Here is a 17,641-nt window from a genome sequence, read left to right as displayed (position 1 = left end):
TGCAAAATATTGTTTCGGTTCCCGGGGTTCAGTCTTGCCTTGTTAAATTAGGCATGCCTAATTCGGTCGATGTCACCCGAGTCGACCGAATCCGAGAACGATCGTGCATGGCGACGTACGGCGGGTGAGTTGTCGTTGCCGGAAGTTCACCGAAGCATTGTCGTTCCCGGGACGGGGTCGTTTTGGAAAAAACTGGCCGCATTCACCGGGCCCGGATTTCTGGTTGCGGTCGGCTACATGGACCCGGGAAACTGGGCGACGGATCTGGCCGGAGGAGCCAAGTTTGGCTACACCTTGTTGTCGGTCATCCTGATTTCCAATCTGATGGCGATCCTGCTTCAGCATCTTTGTGTGAAGCTGGGTATCGCAACCGGCAGGGATCTCGCACAGGCTTGCCGCGATCACTATTCGAAACCGGTGGTCTGGTTCCTGTGGATCATTTGCGAAGTCGCGATCGCCGCGTGCGACCTGGCGGAAGTGGTGGGATCGGCAATTGGCCTGCAGCTTTTGTTTGGCATTCCAATTGTTTGGGGATGCGTAATCACCAGTCTGGACGTACTCGCCGTGCTGTATTTGCAGCACAAGGGTTTCCGTTTGATCGAGGCCGTCGTCGTGGCCCTGATCGGCACCATTGGAGTGTGCTTCGCCACCGAATTGTTTTTCGCCGGACCCAGCTTGACCGGGGTGCTGCTCGGTTTCGTGCCATCGGCTGAAATTCTGAAAAACCGCGAAATGCTCTATGTCAGCATCGGGATTCTGGGGGCCACGGTGATGCCGCACAATTTGTATCTGCACTCATCCATCGTCCAGACGCGGAAGTTCGAACAAACTCCGAAGGGCAAACGCGAGGCCATCAAGTTCGCCACCATCGATTCCAGCACGGCGCTGATGTTCGCGCTTTTCATCAATGGCGGGATTCTGGTGCTCGCTGCCGCCGCGTTCCACTGGAGCGGCCACCACGAAGTCGCCGAAATTCAGCAAGCCTATCAACTGCTCAGTCCCACGCTCGGTGTCGGCATTGCCAGCACCCTTTTTGCGGTGGCGCTCTTGGCATCTGGCCAAAATTCCACCCTGACCGGAACGCTCGCGGGCCAAATTGTGATGGAGGGTTTCCTGAATTTCCGACTCCGTCCGTGGCTCCGGCGCCTCATCACCCGGGCGATCGCCATCGTCCCGGCGGTTCTGGTCATCGGCATCTATGGGGAAGGCGCCACGACCGATCTTCTGGTCGCCAGCCAAGTTGTGCTCAGCATGCAGCTCGGATTCGCGGTTTGGCCCTTGATGCGATTCACCGGTGAACGTGCGAAGATGGGGGAATTCATCAACCCGACCTGGATCAAAATCCTCGGCTGGCTGACCGTTTCCATCATCATCATTTTGAATCTCAAACTTCTCTATGATACGTTCATGGCATCGGTTTAAAACCAAGTCATCGCCATGTATCAAAAAATCCTCATCCCAGTGGAAAACAGCGGTGCCGATGAGACCATCCTCGGGCACATCCGACCGCTTGCGCGAATGACCGGAGCGAGCCTCGTTTTGATGCACGTTGCCGATGGCTGGGTCGCCCGCAATTACGAACGCTTCAACCTGGCGGAAAGCGAGGAAATGCTGGAAGACCGCGTTTATTTGGACCGGCTGGCGGTGGAGCTTCGCGGTGAAGGCTTCGAAGTGGAAACCATTCTGGCTTTGGGCGAACCCTCGGATGAAATCATCAAAGCAGCGGCACTTTACGAAGTTGATTTGATCGCGATGTCCACGCACGGGCATCGATTCATCAGCGATTTGCTCTATGGAAGCACCGCCGACAAGGTGCGCCACATTGTTGATATCCCCGTGCTGCTTTTGAAAGCGGCGCGTTGATCGCGGTTTACTTATCGGTGCCGGACTGGATGGACTTCGGCTTTTTCACCGCGGCTTTTTCGATGAATTCGATGATGCTGCCAGCGACGTCTTTTTTCGACGAAGCCTCGATTCCCTCCAGTCCCGGTGATGAATTGACCTCCATCACGACGGCGCCGTGATTCGAACGGAGCAGATCTACCCCGGCGAGATTCAAGCCCATGGCTTTTGCGGCGCGAATGGCCGTGGCGCGTTCTTCCGGGGTGATTTTCACTTTTTCCGCCGAGCCGCCGCGGTGAAGATTGGAGCGGAATTCACCCTCCGCAGCTTGGCGTTTCATTGAGGCGACCACCTTGCCGCCGATCACGACACAGCGGATATCGGCACCCTTTGCTTCCTGAATGAACTCCTGCACCAGAATGTTGGCGTTGAGGCCTTTGAACGCTTCGATGACCGATTCCGCTGCTTTGCTCGTTTCCGCAAGGACGACGCCCACGCCTTGGGTTCCTTCCAGCAGCTTGATCACCAGCGGAGCACCGCCGCACATTTTGATCAACTCGCCGGTGGCTTCGGTGTGGTGGGCGAAGCCGGTGACTGGCAGCCCGACGCCGCGTTTGGCCAGCATTTGGAGGGAGCGCAGTTTATCGCGTGAGCGGGCGATGGCGACGGAATCGTTGAGTGTGAAAACGTTCATCATCTCGAACTGCCGCACGACGGCATTGCCGTAAAAACTGTGGCGCGCCGAAATTCGCGGAATCACCGCATCGGCCACCAACTCCTCACCATCCACGTAGATCCGCGGCTTTCGCGAGGTGATGTTCATGTAGCATCGCAGGTAATCCACGACCCGGACCTCGTGGCCACGCGATTCGGCAGCACGGACGAGAGCTGAGGTGCTGTAGAGTTTCGGGTTACGGGAGAGGATGAGGATTTTCATGCGGGAGGGGCGCGATCGCCGGTGTTGCGGCAATGCATGCTGCCCATAATGCGGGCGCGCGCTTCGTCAATCCGGAATTCTCTACGAGCCGAAACTCATGTGGGCAGCTTGTTTCGAGGTGGCAGTGTTACTGCACTGGCGAATAGTCAGTTGGGGTCAAAAGCTCGGATTTTACACCATTTGGCACCGTGAGCGAACCGCCGGCATTCGCTTCGGATTCCTTCAAGGCTTTCACCCATTCCGGGTCCGAACCGAACTTTTGCCAGGACGCGTTACGGGCTTCTGGCGAGGCGTGGGCGAGGAAGTAGACCAGCGTTTGATCCGCTCCCGGTTCGCCTTTCATGGGGGTGAAATAATGGAAATGCTCCATGCCGCAACGGGTGAAAATGGATACCGTGTGATCGCGAAAACGAGTCAGCAGATTCGGCAAATTCCCTTCGGTCGCGGTGTAGGTTCGCAACTCGAACGTATGTGGCTTGTCTGCCGGTTTGTAGGTGACGGTCGAAAAATCGGTCGGAGTGAGAAACTGGTCGGTCAAATGATCAATCAACACGCCGTTTTCTTCTGACTTCGCCTTGGCATCGATCCATTCCTGATCGGCATGAAAGGCATCCCACGCTTTGTCGCGCGTTTCCCGATCCGGGAACGACAAGAGATAGACCAGCTTTTGCTCTTTGTTATCGATCGGCACCCAATAGCCGATCGATTTCATGTGGTGCTTTGCAAACAACCGCAAGGTGTCGTTGCGGAAACGCGCATGAAGTGCCTCCAATTTGCCTTCTGAAGCGTAGTAAGTACGAAGTTCGTAGCAGGTGTCGGTGGATTCTTCCTTGGCGGATGCGGCACCTGAAAATGTTAGAATCGAAGCGGCGGCGAATAATAGGGAGCGATACATGGATTTTGTGGATTTTGCCTACAGGTTGAATGAGATCCCATTCTCTACGAGCTTTTTGGTTTCTTCTGTCAATTCCGGTCCGGCAAAAGCTCAAACCCGGAACAGTCCGCCACGTTTTCCACCGAGAATGGCAGCGCCCATGATGGCAACCGAGAGAAACACCATCGACCACACACCCAACGCCGCCGCGAGTTCTGTTCCATTGCCCAGAGTGGAGAGCAGGGTGTAGATGGCTTTGGTGATCGGATAATGCTGGGTCTGTTGAGCGAGGATCAAGGAGTCGCTGACTTCCAACATTGCGAAGGCGAATGCCAGAATCGAGCCGGCAGCGAGGTTGGCCCCAATCAGCGGGATGGCAACGCGGCGCAGCATCCGGGCGGGAGAGGCGCCAAGCGAGCGCGCAGCTTCCTCAAGCGCCGGATTGCTCTGCTGTAGCCCTGCGACAGCTGACCGCACAATATACGGCAAGCGCCGGATGGCATAAGCAATGACTAACAGAAAAAATGGACTGCCGGTGGCTCCCACCAGAAAGTGAAATGGTTTTCCTTCCTGCGAAAGCGCGAGATAGCCGAATGCCATGACCAGACCGGGAACTGCCAGCGGCATCATCACCATGGCATCTAACAGACCTCTGGATTTCAGCTTGGAGCGAACCACCACCCAGGCGACTCCCAAGCCGATGACGAGGGCAATCAAGGTCGCAGTTCCCGCATAGAGCAGGCTGTTTTGGATGGAAGGAACGACCAGTTCGTTGCCGAGCGCTTCGGTGTAGTGATGGATGGTGAACTCATCCGGGATGATGGTTCCATACCAACGACCAGCAGTTGATAGCAGGAACACGCCGATGTGAGGGATCGATGCCAGCAGGAAAACGGTTAGATAGAGGGCGGTGCAGGCAATCGCTTTTCCGCCGCTCAACCGGTAGGAGTTGGCGCGGCCTTTCGGGCGAGGCGCGGTGCCGAGCGGCGATTTGCCCAGAACCAATTTGGATAGGGTGAAGACGATTGCGGCGACGATCAACAGGATGGCGGTTAGCGCGTAGGGAATCGGGTTGTTATCGAGTCCTTTGAGGCCATCAAAAATCTGCACCGGGGCGACCCGCGCGTAGTCGAAAACCAGCGGAACGCCCAGTTCCGTGAAGGCCCAGATGAACACGATGGAAGACCCGGCAAACACGCCCGGCATGGAGAGAGGGAAAGTGATGCGGAGAAACCGTTTCCACGGCGGGCAACCGAGGTTTTCCGCGGCTTGCTCCATCGCCGGATCCAGATTCGCCAGAGCGGCGGCGATGTTCATGTAGAGGATCGGATAAAGATGCAGCGCGTTCATGATGACGATCCCCGCGAATCGTCCATTGGCCAGCCAGTCAAAGGGATGAGCGGCCTGCATGAGGCCCAGTTTGATGAAAAACGCGTTGAACGCGCCATTCACGCCGAGCATTTGCTTTACCCCGACCGCGCCGACAAACGGAGGAAGGATCAATGGCGCGAGCACCAGCACTCCGAGCGCTTTTTTCCAGGGGAAATCGTAACGATGGCCGATGAGTGCCAGCGGAAAAGCGATGGCCAATGTGGCCAGCGTGCTGGTGATGCCGAGAGCGAAGGCATTCCACAAGCCTTCGCGGTAAATCGGGTCCTTGAAGACGGTTGTTAGAAATTCGAGGGTGAAGAATTTCGACCCATCCGCCCGGGTGCCTTCGAATGCCTGCTTGACGACCATCCCGGCCGGATAGACGAAAAACACGGCGAACAGGATGGTGATCGCAAGCGTGATCAGAATGGCAGGTGCGCGTTTCATTGGGCGGTGGCGTGCGATGCGGTTGCTGACTTGCGGGCGATTTCTTCAGCCCGGCGATAATTGGCCCGGAATTGGGCCCCCAATTTTGAAGCAAATTCAGCGGCCTTGAGTGAATCCTTGGTATCGAGTTCTGGATTTCCTTTGCCGTATGATTCGTAGGGCGTGATCGAAACATCGGAAAAAGCGGCGACCGCATCGGGCGGCATGCCGGCATCAATGATCGCTTTCCAGGCAGAGGTCATTTCTTCGTGGGAATCGATGCACATGATCTTCACCAACTGGCGGATGGTGTTGAATGCCGATCCTGTTAGATCACCTTGATAGATGAAATTTCCCTCATCGGTGTAGGGATGGGCATTCGGCATGGTCGAGTTGGCCAGATTTTCTGCAGTGTAGACGTCTTTGCGAATCGGCGCGCGGTGCAGGGCCCGGGTTTCGGTGCCACCTGGAGTCCCTGGCCGTGCGAACCACAGTTTTTGAGCTTCCGGGGTGAGGCAAAATGTGACGAATGCCTGCGCGATTTCAGGGTGGGGGGCGCCTTTCAACACCGCGACGGGATCGCCGCTAAGTGTGGTGCCGCCTTTTGGTGCAATCCAGATCAAGCGGGGTGATCCGTCGCGTGTTGTTAGAGCTTCCGAGAAGGACCGGCCGTAGAAGTCGATGCACATGCCGGCTGCCGCATTGCCTTGGCCAACATCGAGCGGTGGCTTCGATGCGCTGTCGGTGAAGTATCGGGAATTTGCCGCCATCCGCTGGATCAGCTGAAGGCCATTTTTCCACCCGGTATCCAGGGCGGTTTGGCGATCGATGCCAGGTTTTTTCAGTTCCCGCTGGATCTGATCCTGAATCAAAAGCTCGAAGGTGCGTGCGACCGATCCGCTCTTGGTCGGGTCCGCGAGTGCGAGCGAGCCAGTATATCCGGGATCGCCAAGGTCGTCCCAAATCTTCGGGGCAGGGAGGTGCAAGCGCTCTAACACATCCGGATTGTAGCAAATGCCGAATTGGGACATGCAGGTCGAGACCCAGGTATGATCTGCGGCGTAGTAGCGTTCCCCGGTGAAAGTTTCCGGAATTTGTCCCGCCTCGCCAAACCAATCGGGATGCTCGGTAAAAACCTGGAGCGGGACGAATCTTCCTTTCTTGGCCTGGCCGGAGAAATCCGGAGCGCCTCCGCCAAAGAAAATATCGATGCCGATCCCATCGCGGCCGGTATCTTCCGCAGCTTCATAGCCGGCATCCAGAACCATCCGGATCTCAGAGGTTCCACCCGGAGTACGCCAATCGACGTAGAGGGTGCGACCGGTGGACGTTTTCCAATACCTGGCAAATGCCTCGCCGAACTCATGCCGGATCGATTCGATGTGGGGCGAAATGATCACCAGGCGGTCATCGGCAGCCTGCGGCGAAACGGTGGAAGTTTCACGGCGTAGAAGAACGGGCAGCGCGACGATGATCGCGAGCAGTACGATGATGATCGTAGCACGGAGTTTCATGGGAAACGGGTCATGGTTTCAAGATCACCACATCTTCATGTCGGCAAAAGATCGGCACGGGCGGTCCGCCGGGTTCCAGCAACTGGTGGGGATTCAATTCCACCGTTTGGATGCGGCCAGCCGGACTTTCGATCCAGTATTGAATGCGTTGGCCGAGATAGGTGCGGTCGACGATGTTCCCTGAAAGCTGGTTGTCGTTTTCCAGCTGCTTCAGCCGCAACGCCTCGGGGCGGATGGAAACTCGGACTGGCTCGCCGGAAACCGGGTGCCAGGACGGATCGCTGATTTTCCCGACCACCGGCCCAGCTGCGGTGCTGACGACCGCAAACCGATCGCGGATTTCGAGCAAATCGCCAGTCAGGATGTTCGTTTCTCCAATGAAATTGGCAACGTAGGCGTTCAGCGGCGAACGGTAGATTTCTTCTGGAGTCCCAACCTGGCCGATTTTGCCATGGCTCAGGATCGCCATCCGATCCGCCATCGCGAGCGCCTCCTCCTGATCATGGGTCACGTAAATCCCGGTGAGGCCGTTTTCTTTAACGATCCGGCGGATTTCCCGGCGCATTTCGACCCGCAGTTGCGCGTCGAGGTTCGAGAGCGGTTCATCCAGCAACAGGCAGCGGGGACGCACCACCAAGGCCCGCGCCAGCGAAACACGCTGCTGTTGACCGCCCGACATCTGATCAATTGAGCGATCCTCAAATCCCGGAAGTTTGACCATTTCCAGCGCTTCCGCGACCCGGCGCTTGATTTCCGCTTTCGGAACTTTTCGCTCCTGCAAACCGAAGGCGATGTTCTGGCCGACGCTCAAATGCGGCCAAAGCGCGTAGGATTGGAACACCATCGCCGCCTCGCGTTTGTGCGGTGGCATGCGGGTCACTTCTTTGTCGCCGAAGAAAATACTGCCGCTGGTGGGAGTTTCCAGGCCGGCAATGCAGCGCAGCAGCGTGGTTTTTCCGCATCCGGAAGCGCCTAGCAGGAAAAAAAGTTCTCCAGCGGCGATTTCGACGGAAATCCCGTCCAAAGCTTGGATGCTTCCGAAGGATTTAGTGATGGATTCAGCTCGGATGGGTTCCATGGCAGTGATGCGTCCATGCTTCAGTGGCAGCGGAGAGAAGCAAGCGGTAACGGTGCCAAAAGCGGCTCAGATTTTTTTCAAAGATTCGCTTGCAAAGCTCGGCCCGCTCCCATAACAAGTGCGCCCACCCAACCGGAAACGCTCGGATGGCGGAATTGGTAGACGCGCTAGACTAAGGATCTAGTGGGGAGACCCGTGGAGGTTCGAGTCCTCTTTCGAGCACCATCCGTTGGTAGTGAATGAATTAGGCCACCTGAAAAGGTGGCCTTTTTCGTTTTTTGTGCATGGCAGATTTTGCCAACTGGGCAGAAACTGGGCAGATCGAAATGGCGTTTCCTGTCCTGATTTGGCGCATTTTGTTGATTATGCCCGGCCATATCATCTCAAGATCCTGCTCATGGATGAGGCAACTGCCACAGTCCGAACGAAGCTGATAGCGCAGCGCTATAGGCCTTCGATAATGATCCGGTTTACGTCGCTTTCCCGGAAGCGAGGGGATGTTCCAATGAAGATTTTTTCGATCTTTCCGTCGGCCACCATCCGATCAAGGGTTTTTTTGGAAACCTAGAGCCGTTCAGCGACCATTTTTTATTCACGTGGTTCACCTATAATACGGGGGATGCAACGGGGGGACGGTCAGTCCATCTTGCTATCCTGCAAATCGAGTTCGGCGAGTGGTGGCGACCGTTTCGGCGCATATGTCGGCCCAAGATGTCCTGTGGTGGGTCAAAGAGCATAGAGTATCCTTTCGATAGAGGTGGGTGAAAAAGAAAAACCCCTCCGAAGAGGGGCTGTGACTGTTAGGTTAGGGAAGAGGGGATGTAGAACGGCATGCCGTTCATGCCGCGTCCTCCTGTTCGAACTCAGGTGTTCGAAGGTGTCGGAGTTGATAGTCCCAATGGGCTAGATGCCTGAAGAGGAGTTCTAAATATTTTCTTTTCGGGAAGTCATCCTATTGAGTCATGTGGTTGGCTTCCATCTGGCACCAATGTTGCGGGTCTCGACTTCTTGGATGCCGAGAAGTTTCGTGAGCGGTTTGGTGAAATAGATTGTCTCTGCCACATGGAGGCTAAGTGCAGCTTAACTTCTTACTTGCTTCATGATATCGAGCGAAAAGCTACTACTACATTCATGAAGACCATCACACCTGTTAGAAAAACTCATTTCCAACTGCTGAGTTTCGTATGCGGATCGCTTCCTCGGTCCGCGGGACCAGGATCTCAAGGCCAACTTGAACGGCCTCTGCTTGCACTTTGCTTATGAACGGTCGAAATTTCTTTTCGTAAGTTTCAAAAGCTAAGCGGTAATCTTTTCCAGCAGTACGCATCGCATCGCCAAGGGCAGCTGCGCCATCTATCGCGAGAGATCCACCCATTCCAGCTGCAGGCGATGCGCAATAGGCTGCGTCACCAACCAATGCAATTCTACCGCTGGACCATGAGGGCATGCGGATCTGGCACATTTTATCAAAGTAGAAGCTCTCCGAAGATTGAATTTCTTTCAGTAATTCTTCAGTTCTCCAGCCAACTCCGTTGAACTCCTCAGCGATAAATCTTCGCTGCTGTGCCTCATCGCGGTAGTCGTAAGCGATTTCCTTCTCGGAAACAAATCCGAAGATGATGTCTGTTTTGTTCTTATAAGCGTTCAGCATCACCACTTTGCCGGGGACATTGAACAGCTGCGCGGTATCCCGCTCAATAAGTAGCTTATCTACAATCGTGATGGAGAAGTATTGCTGCAGAAAGTGGATATAGTTTGATTCTTCACCGAACTGAATTTTTCGAACCCCTGAATGCACGCCGTCACACCCAAGGACTAAATCAAAAGATTCTGTTTTTCCGTTCTTGAAAGTGACTTCAACGCGATCCGTCTCATTTAATCCTACGATTTTGTCTCCGAGAACAATCTCACACCGATCTCGGACTGCTTCCAGTAGGATTTGCATCAGTGCATCCCGTTCGATCTCGTAATCAAGGTCTGAGGGCGGCTCGTTCTCAGTCCTCACCACTAGTTTTCTTTCGGTGTGGTCGTCTACGTTTTTGAACTCCCATTGCCGAAGACTCAGGCGGTTTGATCGAATTTTATCAAAAATACCCATGCGCTTGACGACATCAATGGTGTTGCCTCGAATGTTTACTGCAGTGCCGCCGCTGCGGATCTTGGGTGCGATTTCCACCACTTTCACCTTGTAGCCAAGCTGGCTCATCCAGAAGGCAGAAGAAAGTCCTGCAAAACTTGCTCCTGAAATTAAAACTGTCTGATTCGTTGTTTGCATACGATTCCTTCGCTTGTGGGTCTAGTTGCTTGTGCTCTGGTGGAGCGGTTGCGTTTTTGCGTCGTGGTAAATCTTATACCTGGTAAAAAAAATCACGCAACAAATATTATACCGGGTAAAATAAATTATCCTGCCACTGACTTGTGATCTTGTTCCTTACCAGCTAGCATGTGACTCATGGGACAGCTACGTGAGCGTAAAAAGCAGGAGACTCGGCAACGGATTTCGGACGTAGCAACTCGACTTTTTTTTGAGCACGGCTTCGATGCTGTAACGGTCGACGAAATTGCCATTGCTGCAAATGTCTCAAAAATGACGGTCTTCAACTATTTCTCGCGTAAGGAAGAGCTCATCCTCGATCGAGAAGGTGATTTGAAGTTACTTCCTTTTCTCCAGGCACTATCCAATAGGCCGGATGCTCAATCTCCTTTCGATACGATCCGCACACTCTTACAAGAGATGTTTGATGAGAAGCACCCGCTCTGTTACATCAATAGCCGGACGGCCACATGGTGGCGTTTTGTATCTGCCAGCCCAGCTCTACGATCACGTCTCCGCGAACTCGCGGAGGAAGCCGCCGAAGCGCTGGCAATCGAGTTAGGAGGGCCAAAACCAGACGGGATGGCCCGGTTAACAGCTGGAATGATCGTTCTTACCGTGAATACGGCACGCGAGGAGGCGATTCGTGTGTTTGAATATAGTAAATCCTCCAAAAAGGCAAGCGCGGCGTTTTTAGACCTGATACAAAAAGGTCTATTGGCGATCGAGCAAATGCATTGAATCACTGATTTGTGATGCGGTTAATTGCTTGCACAAGTACGGCATCGGTGGTTTTTGCTCCATCGGTATTTTCTGAAAAAAATCACGGCCATGAATTTATCCGAAGAGGAGTTTACTCAACGTATCATGCCGCGTCCTCCTGTTCGAACTCAGGTGTTCGAAGGTGTCGGAGTTGATACTCCCAATCGGCGAGTTCGCGGAAAAGAGAGTTCAAACTTTCTCCGCCAAGGCGCACCACTAATTTTTAGGGGTTAAGGGGGCTATCCTCCCCGGAACGGGTCCGTTGAACGCTTGACTGTGCAAAAATTGGGCAGTCATAAATGACGCGTTCTGACTTGCCTGAACTCGGTTTTTCCGGGTGAAATAAATTAGGGGAATTCACCATCCGGAGAGGTGACAACCGGAGAAGAGGTTATTTCGCTGGAATTTGTGGGGACTTCATTGCGAGTAGGATTGGGCTCCGCGAAATCTATTCACCCCTCCAACTGCTGAAGGCATGAAGCTCGCTGAGCGAGATGTCGATCTCGTGCTCGGAAGGAATAAATGGGGTATACTTGTCCAGCCCAAACTCTTTGGAGCGGCTCGTTCAATAGCGATTTGCTGGGTCAAATTCCCCTAGCCACGATTTGATCGATTTCGCTCTTTCTGAATCGAGGTGAGGATCCTACAAATATTTTGTCGATTTTTCCGGCCGCTACCATTCTATCCAAGGTCCGCGTTGAGATCGAGAGTCTCTCCGCGGCTGCCTTTTTGGTTAAAAGCTTATCTCCAGGGATTTGGCTGGGTAAAGGTAGCATAACTTCTAAATACTTTAGAATTCACCGGGTGGCCCTGTCTTTGTGCGATAGAAAGGTTTTCTCGAGCAGATACTAAGCGCGCAGATTTGAAGAACATGCGGTCCTTTACAGCAACTTTAGGTTTTGGGCTGATCTTCCGTGCAATTTCAATACTGCGCAGGCACTATACGATGCAATACGTTGCCAATGGCTACCGGGTTCCAAGCCGAACCCTGTGGAATTGAATTGAAAGGAAACACATTCCGGCCATCGAATTGGGAATCTGATCGGGTTCAAGGAGCCGGATGTGGTGGAAGCCATAGAGAATCGCTAGGCCTTGAGGAGCTGGCAGGCGGTCCGATCGCGTGACGTGAGGAACGCGACCATAGCCTTCTGTAGGAGAATTTGCAGGGAGGCTGGGAATTGGTCCAGTGTGGAACGTGGGCTTACATTAGCTGTTTGACAGCGGCTGGATGAGAGGGGAGTCCTTATTGGTCGACAGCCCTCGGGGCAGTAGTGAGGATTTGCCAAGCTGCCATGACTGAGGACGAAAGGATTAAAGCAGGATTGATTTTACAACAGAAAGCCGAAGATCGGCTGGATGCCGCTGAGCAAACGAATAACCCGAAACCTCTGGCCCAGAGTCTTGATTTTGCCGATCGCGGTTTGGAGATCTTGCAAAAGTTATCCTCGCCACCGACCCCTCAGGTGGAGGCGATACGGCGTTTCCTTTGGTGTGTCAGAGGTCGGGCCAGGCTCCTTGAATTCCAGATTCATGCGACTTCGTCATCTCTCGATCAAGCGGTTGAGGATTTGAGGGAGGCGAACAAACCCATAGGGGCTGACGATGATCCCGTTCTTCGAGCCCGGTTCGAAGAATACCTCATAATAGCCCTTCTGAGCCAGGGAGAGCACTACTCGGACTGCGCTCCACTCCGGGAGGCTTCCAGACGAGCCCTCAATCGCATGGAATGCAATTCGGCGGTCGACCTGAAGTCATCAAAATATCGCATGTTCAACGCGCATTGTCTCGCGAACCTTAGAATTGGAACCTACACGAGCGATCGGGGGCTCGTGGAGAAAACCGCCCGGCAATTGCGAAATTTTTTAAGCAGGGATGATCTTGAGCCTTTGGCGCAGGATATGATCAGCAAGAGTGTTATCATGGCGCTGTTCGAATATGCCAAGTTGAAAGACAAGAAAGGAGTCTTCGAATCACTCTTGGAAATGTCGTCCATTTACATTGGAGAAGACTTGCCCGATCAGCACTTCTATTTTTACTACAGAGGAGCGATTAAAGTTGAGTTGTACGATTTGGGAGGTGATGCGGATCTTTTGAAATCAGGTATCAAAGATATCGAAGCGATCTTTGCAATTCCTGATTTGGGCCTTAACTCCAGGCTCTCGGGGATGCAGGTTATTTCACAGGCATTCTTCCGGCTTGGGAAGGCGTTGGTATCAAAGTCGCACTTGGAGAAGTCAATCGGTTACCTTGATGGAATTCTGAAAATAATTGGAAGCGCGGAAGGTGATCGGAACACCATGATCCCAAGGACTCTCACCAGCATCGCTTCAGCGAAACATACGATTGGCATGATGGAAGGTAATCCAATCCTATTGGAAGAAGCGGAAGCGCAATATATCAATGGACTTTCGAGGGTTTTGGCAGAATCCGCACCGGCGCTTTACTCTCAATTAGCGACCGGGTTGTTTCTCGTCAGATATCATCAAAAGAAATGGGAGGCCGCGGTCGAAACCTTCGCTCGGTTAGAATATGCTTGGTCCATCGTCATGGCGGACAAGAAGGTTACCTCCGAGATCCATGCCCAAAGAGCTCGTGACATGGCCGGATCCTATTCCCGGGCCGCTTACTGTCTTCTTCAACTCGGATTCATCTCAGAGGCGTTTTTTCTGATTGATCACGGAAGGGGGCAATCATTGCGTGCCGCGAATGCGTTTGCGGGAACGGATTTCAGCCAACTGGATGACGAGGTCCGTAAAAGGCTCAAGGAGAGACAGATCGATTGGCAACAGGCCCAGCGGTCGGGGGACGCCGAAGAGTGCAGGTATCGCTTGAGGCTGTATCTTGATATTCTTAGGGAAGCGGGATTGGACGAGCTATCAAGACCGAAGACGGTGCGGGATTTGGAAGGAATACTTTCCTCCGGAGGAGTATTGATCCTCATATTCAGTGCTGACAAATGGGTCAAAGCGGTGATTGTATCCGGCGGGGCTCCTGTTTTCCATGAAGTGCCACTCGCCGAGGACGCTGCCGCTAAAATTGGAACTTTAATCCACGGAACCCCGTTGGATGATTGCTTGGGTTGGGCTGATAGTTATCATCACTTCGTAGGAAGTTCAAATGCGAACGGGCCATATGACCCTGATGCTTTGGCCTGCTTTGAAAACTGGACGAAAGTTGTGAATGCCGCGCGCGTGACGCTAGGTGGTTGTCTCATGGAACCGATCCGGAACGAGTTGATGAAAATCGGGATCAAAGAGGGGAGTCCCGTGGTCTTGTTACCTCCCGGTGAGCTGGCTGCCCTCCCGCTTTCGAATGCCGAGGTGCGGGGAAACCGCTGTTTTGCAGACCTGTGGCCGACTTCCTCAATTCCATGTCTCGACTTGCTGAGATCATCTTCGTCACAGCAGACAGATTTGAAGATCCTTGTCGTTGGCCCCCATTGCCCGGATGAGGAAGTCACGGACAGCGTCCTCCATTTCGCCATGAGGGAAAGGGAGGTGATATCACGCCAGTTCAGCGGAGATCATCTTGTCACGTTGAAAGGTCAGGCAGGTGTCGAGAGCGTGCTCGACTCGATTCCCAGAAGCTCCATTGTTCATTTCGCCTGTCATGGGAATTACAACTGGGACAATGTCCAAAATTCCTGCGTCCACCTTCCTGATGGGACCGACCTTTCGCTGGGTGCTCTGCGGCCAACCATCGATTCCCTGTTTAATACCCGCTTGGTGATGCTGTCTTGTTGTGAGACAGGTATATCGGGAGTCTCGGTTCCCCCTGATGAGTTCGAAGGAATTCTTCCGGCTTTCCTCCATTGCGGGGTGCGGGCTGCTATCGGTTCCCTCTGGGCCGTCTATGATGACGCCGCGATGCTTACGAGTTATCGCTTCTACCACGAGTTTCTCGACGAAAAGGGGCGGGAAAAGTGCCCGCCTTCCCATGCGTTGGCCAAGGCAGCCTCATGGCTACGGCAGGTGACGCTGGGAGAACTCGTCGATCTCAGGCTGCTCACCCCCGAAGAGGCGGTTGGGTTGGTGGAGTCAAGGTTCGGGCAGATCCGGCTGAGAACCGGATATAAAAGCAAAAGAGTCGGAAAAATTCTGAAATCTGGAAGGCGCGGTCCAGCCCGACTGGACCCGGAATTGCGGGGTGTCATGCCATACACGTCTCCGGTTGATTGGGGGGCATTTGTTCTGATTGGCTATTAATGATGCGGGATTTGAATCATATCAGAATCCGAGGCCGGGGGGATGGAGCAGTTATACCGAAACCCCCATCTTCAACTGGACCCGTCTATTAAGATAGTTGGTCGTCCTACGCAAGGGACCGGTATCCATATCAACGATTTGGAATATCATAGATGCATAACGATCCCCGTATGCCGGAGCACGCTTCCAGTATCTTTTGCTGCCAGGTATCGGGTTGTTCTGGTAATTCAAGTCGAAGGCGGAGCGGGTTGCCTTCGATTTTGTGTTCGATCGGGAATCGCCTGAAACTCGTTTTTTTGAGTTGGAGGGTTTTGTCCCGGTCTATCAGTGAACTTTCAATTTTTTTTGCGATCCCAGCCATGGCTCCCTTTCTGAATGTAGCTCGGGATTCCAGTACGATGCAGGTCTCACTTCCTTTCGGTGTCTTTACCTCAAATTCTTCATTCTTCGGGATTGTCAGAATTGTTTGGTCTTTCGACGTCAGAAAGCCCGCCTGATATTTGCTTCGAAAATCTGCCGCGTCCGAATAGAGGAGGCTCAGCTGGTTGTTGCTATTGATCCAGAAGACGACCAAATGAGTATCAAATGTTCTTTCTACAACCACCTGAACGCGGGCTCCCTTGTAGAGATATCCACTTTCATCATCACTCGAAAGTTCAAATGACCGACTTTTGATTTTGATTGATATCTTGTCAGGGGTGTTGGCTCCTGAGTTGAGTTTGTCCATGAGGCGCCTGATCCCCTCGGGGCTAATCTTCGTTTGATCCGTGGCCGCGTTAATCTCTATATCTATATCGGGAGCAATATAGACATTGAAATTGGTCCTGCTTCCGGAATTCATCAAAAACGGGGGTGTTCCTACAAATGGGTCGGAATCGAATAATTGATCTTTCCAGGTCGCGTTCTTGTCGGATTTTGTTTCCCAAAGTTGCTTGAGGGAATTTCGGTATTTTTCAGGGACAACGATAATTCCATTGGACGCTCCAAGTTTCCGGCGATTTAACCGGACGAGGTAGGTGTTCAGCGCCAGAAGACAGAAACGAATGGCCGGCGGTTTCGATCTTTTATCGAGATCGCTCTCACCGCTCATTCTCGTGCTTTTCGAATTATTGATGATGATTTCCTCGACGATTAAAGATTCGGAAACATCCACCGGAGTAGTAGGTCCATGCTCCCTGACGTTTTCGTGGGACAAGCGGATCTCGATCGAGGGCATTGTAAAAAATAGGTTGGATTTAGTATGTGGAGTGGGCAGTCGCAGAACTGTCTGGAAACCGTCGGGATTCTTGTCGGGCGGTCATGAAGCCGTTGGGTCCCTGCTGTGGTAGCACAGGGTCGTTATGAATTCAGATCCAAATAAAGAAAGATGGGCGTGGCTGTTGAGCGAGAAGGAACGTTGCATTCACGAGACTATGAAATGGGGATTGAGTTGGAGTGACAGTTCCGAGATCTATTCGGAACTCTCGCATCGTTGGGTGATCCAGGATGAAAAGGGCCAGTTGCCGAAGGCTATTCATTGGGGTTTTCTCCGTCACAGCTTGCGGCAGGTCAAGGTTGACTTTCTCAAGAAATCCAAGGCCCGAATTCGTGGAGGTGATCAGGAGCTGGTGTCTCTTGATTGTCTCGAAGGTGAGGGTCCTACGGATGCGTTTATGTATCCGGATGACCGGAGGGAAGCCGCTATACCGATGATTGAGCGGTTTGTCTCAAATTCAAATGAACGCAAGAGGATTCTTGCAACGGTGATGAAGCGGTCGATTCTAGCGGGGGCTTGCGTGGATAGCTGGACGGAAGGGTTCACTTCAGAGGAGCGGCGACAGTTTATGAAAAATGAAACAGAATCCGGATTGAAAGCAGATCGCCGATTTGTAAAGCAGGTTTCGCGAACTTTCTCGGAGATTCTGAAGGAAATCGAACGAATCGTGCAATCCAGTTAGGGCCGCTCCGGGTCGATCATCGTATTCATGGATGTGGCCGGTAAATCCGGCCCATCCATTCGAATTAACTATTATGCACGCTATTCATACTATCGTCGAATTCAGCGCACTTGCGCAAATCAGCATCCCCGAAGGTTTTAAGAGTATTATGACCTTGCTTCGAGCATTCGCGGCGTTGCTGGCTGTAGCTGCTCTCATCTATGCGGGTGTAACGTTTGCAACGGGGCGTGTCGAGGCCTCTTTATGGGGCATTATTGCTGCAGGTATTCTTGGATTAAGTGTTGCTCTTGTCAAAGTCATCTTTGATGGGACCGGCGATACTTTGGGTTTCTAAGATCACTCTCCATGAATCCTGAATCTCCGCGCCGGTGGCATGCCACC

The 17,641-nt window shown here is 53.1% G+C and carries 13 protein-coding genes and 1 tRNA gene; 6 read left to right on the top strand and 8 right to left on the bottom strand.

Annotated features, from left to right (window positions below; all coding sequences use genetic code 11):
* Positions 1–69: 69 nt before the first annotated feature.
* A complete protein-coding gene (locus JIN85_RS17125; RefSeq protein ID WP_200273081.1) occupies positions 70–1,422 on the top strand; it encodes an Nramp family divalent metal transporter in 1,353 nt (450 codons plus the stop codon).
* 15 nt (positions 1,423–1,437) lie between these two features.
* Complete coding sequence (locus tag JIN85_RS17120) at positions 1,438–1,863, top strand: universal stress protein (RefSeq protein ID WP_200273079.1); 426 nt, start codon at positions 1,438–1,440, stop codon at positions 1,861–1,863.
* A 7-nt stretch (positions 1,864–1,870) separates the two neighbouring features.
* On the opposite strand, the gene rimK is transcribed toward JIN85_RS17120, so the two are convergent.
* The 5 genes from rimK to JIN85_RS17095 all read right to left on the bottom strand — a co-directional run bounded on the left by rimK (position 1,871) and on the right by JIN85_RS17095 (position 8,042).
* On the bottom strand, positions 1,871–2,779 hold the full coding sequence (gene rimK, locus JIN85_RS17115) for a 30S ribosomal protein S6--L-glutamate ligase (RefSeq protein ID WP_200273077.1): 909 nt from the start codon (positions 2,777–2,779) through the stop codon (positions 1,871–1,873).
* A 127-nt stretch (positions 2,780–2,906) separates the two neighbouring features.
* Positions 2,907–3,674 (bottom strand): NIPSNAP family protein, encoded by a 768-nt coding sequence (locus JIN85_RS17110; protein ID WP_200273075.1) that lies wholly within the window; start codon positions 3,672–3,674, stop codon positions 2,907–2,909.
* A gap of 90 nt (positions 3,675–3,764) precedes the next feature.
* On the bottom strand, positions 3,765–5,471 hold the full coding sequence (locus tag JIN85_RS17105) for an ABC transporter permease (protein ID WP_200273073.1): 1,707 nt from the start codon (positions 5,469–5,471) through the stop codon (positions 3,765–3,767).
* Entirely contained in the window at positions 5,468–6,964 is a 1,497-nt protein-coding gene (locus JIN85_RS17100) for an ABC transporter substrate-binding protein (protein ID WP_200273071.1), read from the bottom strand. Before JIN85_RS17100 ends, JIN85_RS17105 begins: the two co-directional genes overlap by 4 nt.
* 10 nt (positions 6,965–6,974) lie before the next feature.
* Positions 6,975–8,042 carry an ABC transporter ATP-binding protein gene (locus JIN85_RS17095; protein WP_200273069.1) on the bottom strand — a complete coding sequence of 356 codons (1,068 nt, stop codon included), beginning with the start codon at positions 8,040–8,042 and terminating at the stop codon, positions 6,975–6,977.
* 140 nt (positions 8,043–8,182) lie between these two features.
* On the opposite strand from JIN85_RS17095, the gene JIN85_RS17090 reads away from it, so the two are divergent.
* Positions 8,183–8,267 (top strand) — tRNA-Leu (locus JIN85_RS17090).
* 925 nt (positions 8,268–9,192) lie between these two features.
* On the opposite strand, the gene JIN85_RS17085 is transcribed toward JIN85_RS17090, so the two are convergent.
* A complete protein-coding gene (locus JIN85_RS17085) occupies positions 9,193–10,317 on the bottom strand; it encodes an FAD-dependent monooxygenase (RefSeq protein WP_200273067.1) in 1,125 nt (374 codons plus the stop codon).
* Positions 10,318–10,494: 177 nt separating this feature from the next.
* Between JIN85_RS17085 and JIN85_RS17080 the strand changes: the two genes are divergently transcribed.
* Entirely contained in the window at positions 10,495–11,097 is a 603-nt protein-coding gene (locus tag JIN85_RS17080) for a TetR/AcrR family transcriptional regulator (protein WP_200273065.1), read from the top strand.
* Positions 11,098–11,702: 605 nt separating this feature from the next.
* Here JIN85_RS17080 and JIN85_RS22330 read toward each other — a convergent pair.
* Entirely contained in the window at positions 11,703–11,894 is a 192-nt protein-coding gene (locus tag JIN85_RS22330; RefSeq protein WP_200273062.1) for a helix-turn-helix transcriptional regulator, read from the bottom strand.
* A 516-nt stretch (positions 11,895–12,410) separates the two neighbouring features.
* On the opposite strand from JIN85_RS22330, the gene JIN85_RS17070 reads away from it, so the two are divergent.
* Positions 12,411–15,323 carry a CHAT domain-containing protein gene (locus JIN85_RS17070; RefSeq protein WP_200273060.1) on the top strand — a complete coding sequence of 971 codons (2,913 nt, stop codon included), beginning with the start codon at positions 12,411–12,413 and terminating at the stop codon, positions 15,321–15,323.
* A gap of 130 nt (positions 15,324–15,453) precedes the next feature.
* Here the strand turns inward: JIN85_RS17070 and JIN85_RS17065 are convergent, their stop codons facing one another.
* On the bottom strand, positions 15,454–16,539 hold the full coding sequence (locus JIN85_RS17065) for a hypothetical protein (RefSeq protein WP_200273058.1): 1,086 nt from the start codon (positions 16,537–16,539) through the stop codon (positions 15,454–15,456).
* 794 nt (positions 16,540–17,333) lie between these two features.
* Here JIN85_RS17065 and JIN85_RS17060 point away from each other — a divergent pair.
* Positions 17,334–17,594, top strand: coding sequence for a hypothetical protein (locus JIN85_RS17060; protein ID WP_200273056.1), 261 nt, complete (start codon positions 17,334–17,336; stop codon positions 17,592–17,594).
* Positions 17,595–17,641 lie beyond the last annotated feature (47 nt).

Origin of the sequence: Luteolibacter pohnpeiensis (assembly GCF_016595435.1) — a bacterium.
Taxonomy (GTDB): Bacteria; Verrucomicrobiota; Verrucomicrobiia; order Verrucomicrobiales; family Akkermansiaceae; genus Luteolibacter; species Luteolibacter pohnpeiensis.
Note: the sequence above shows the minus strand (reverse complement) of the source record. Positions and strands in the feature narration are given on the sequence as shown.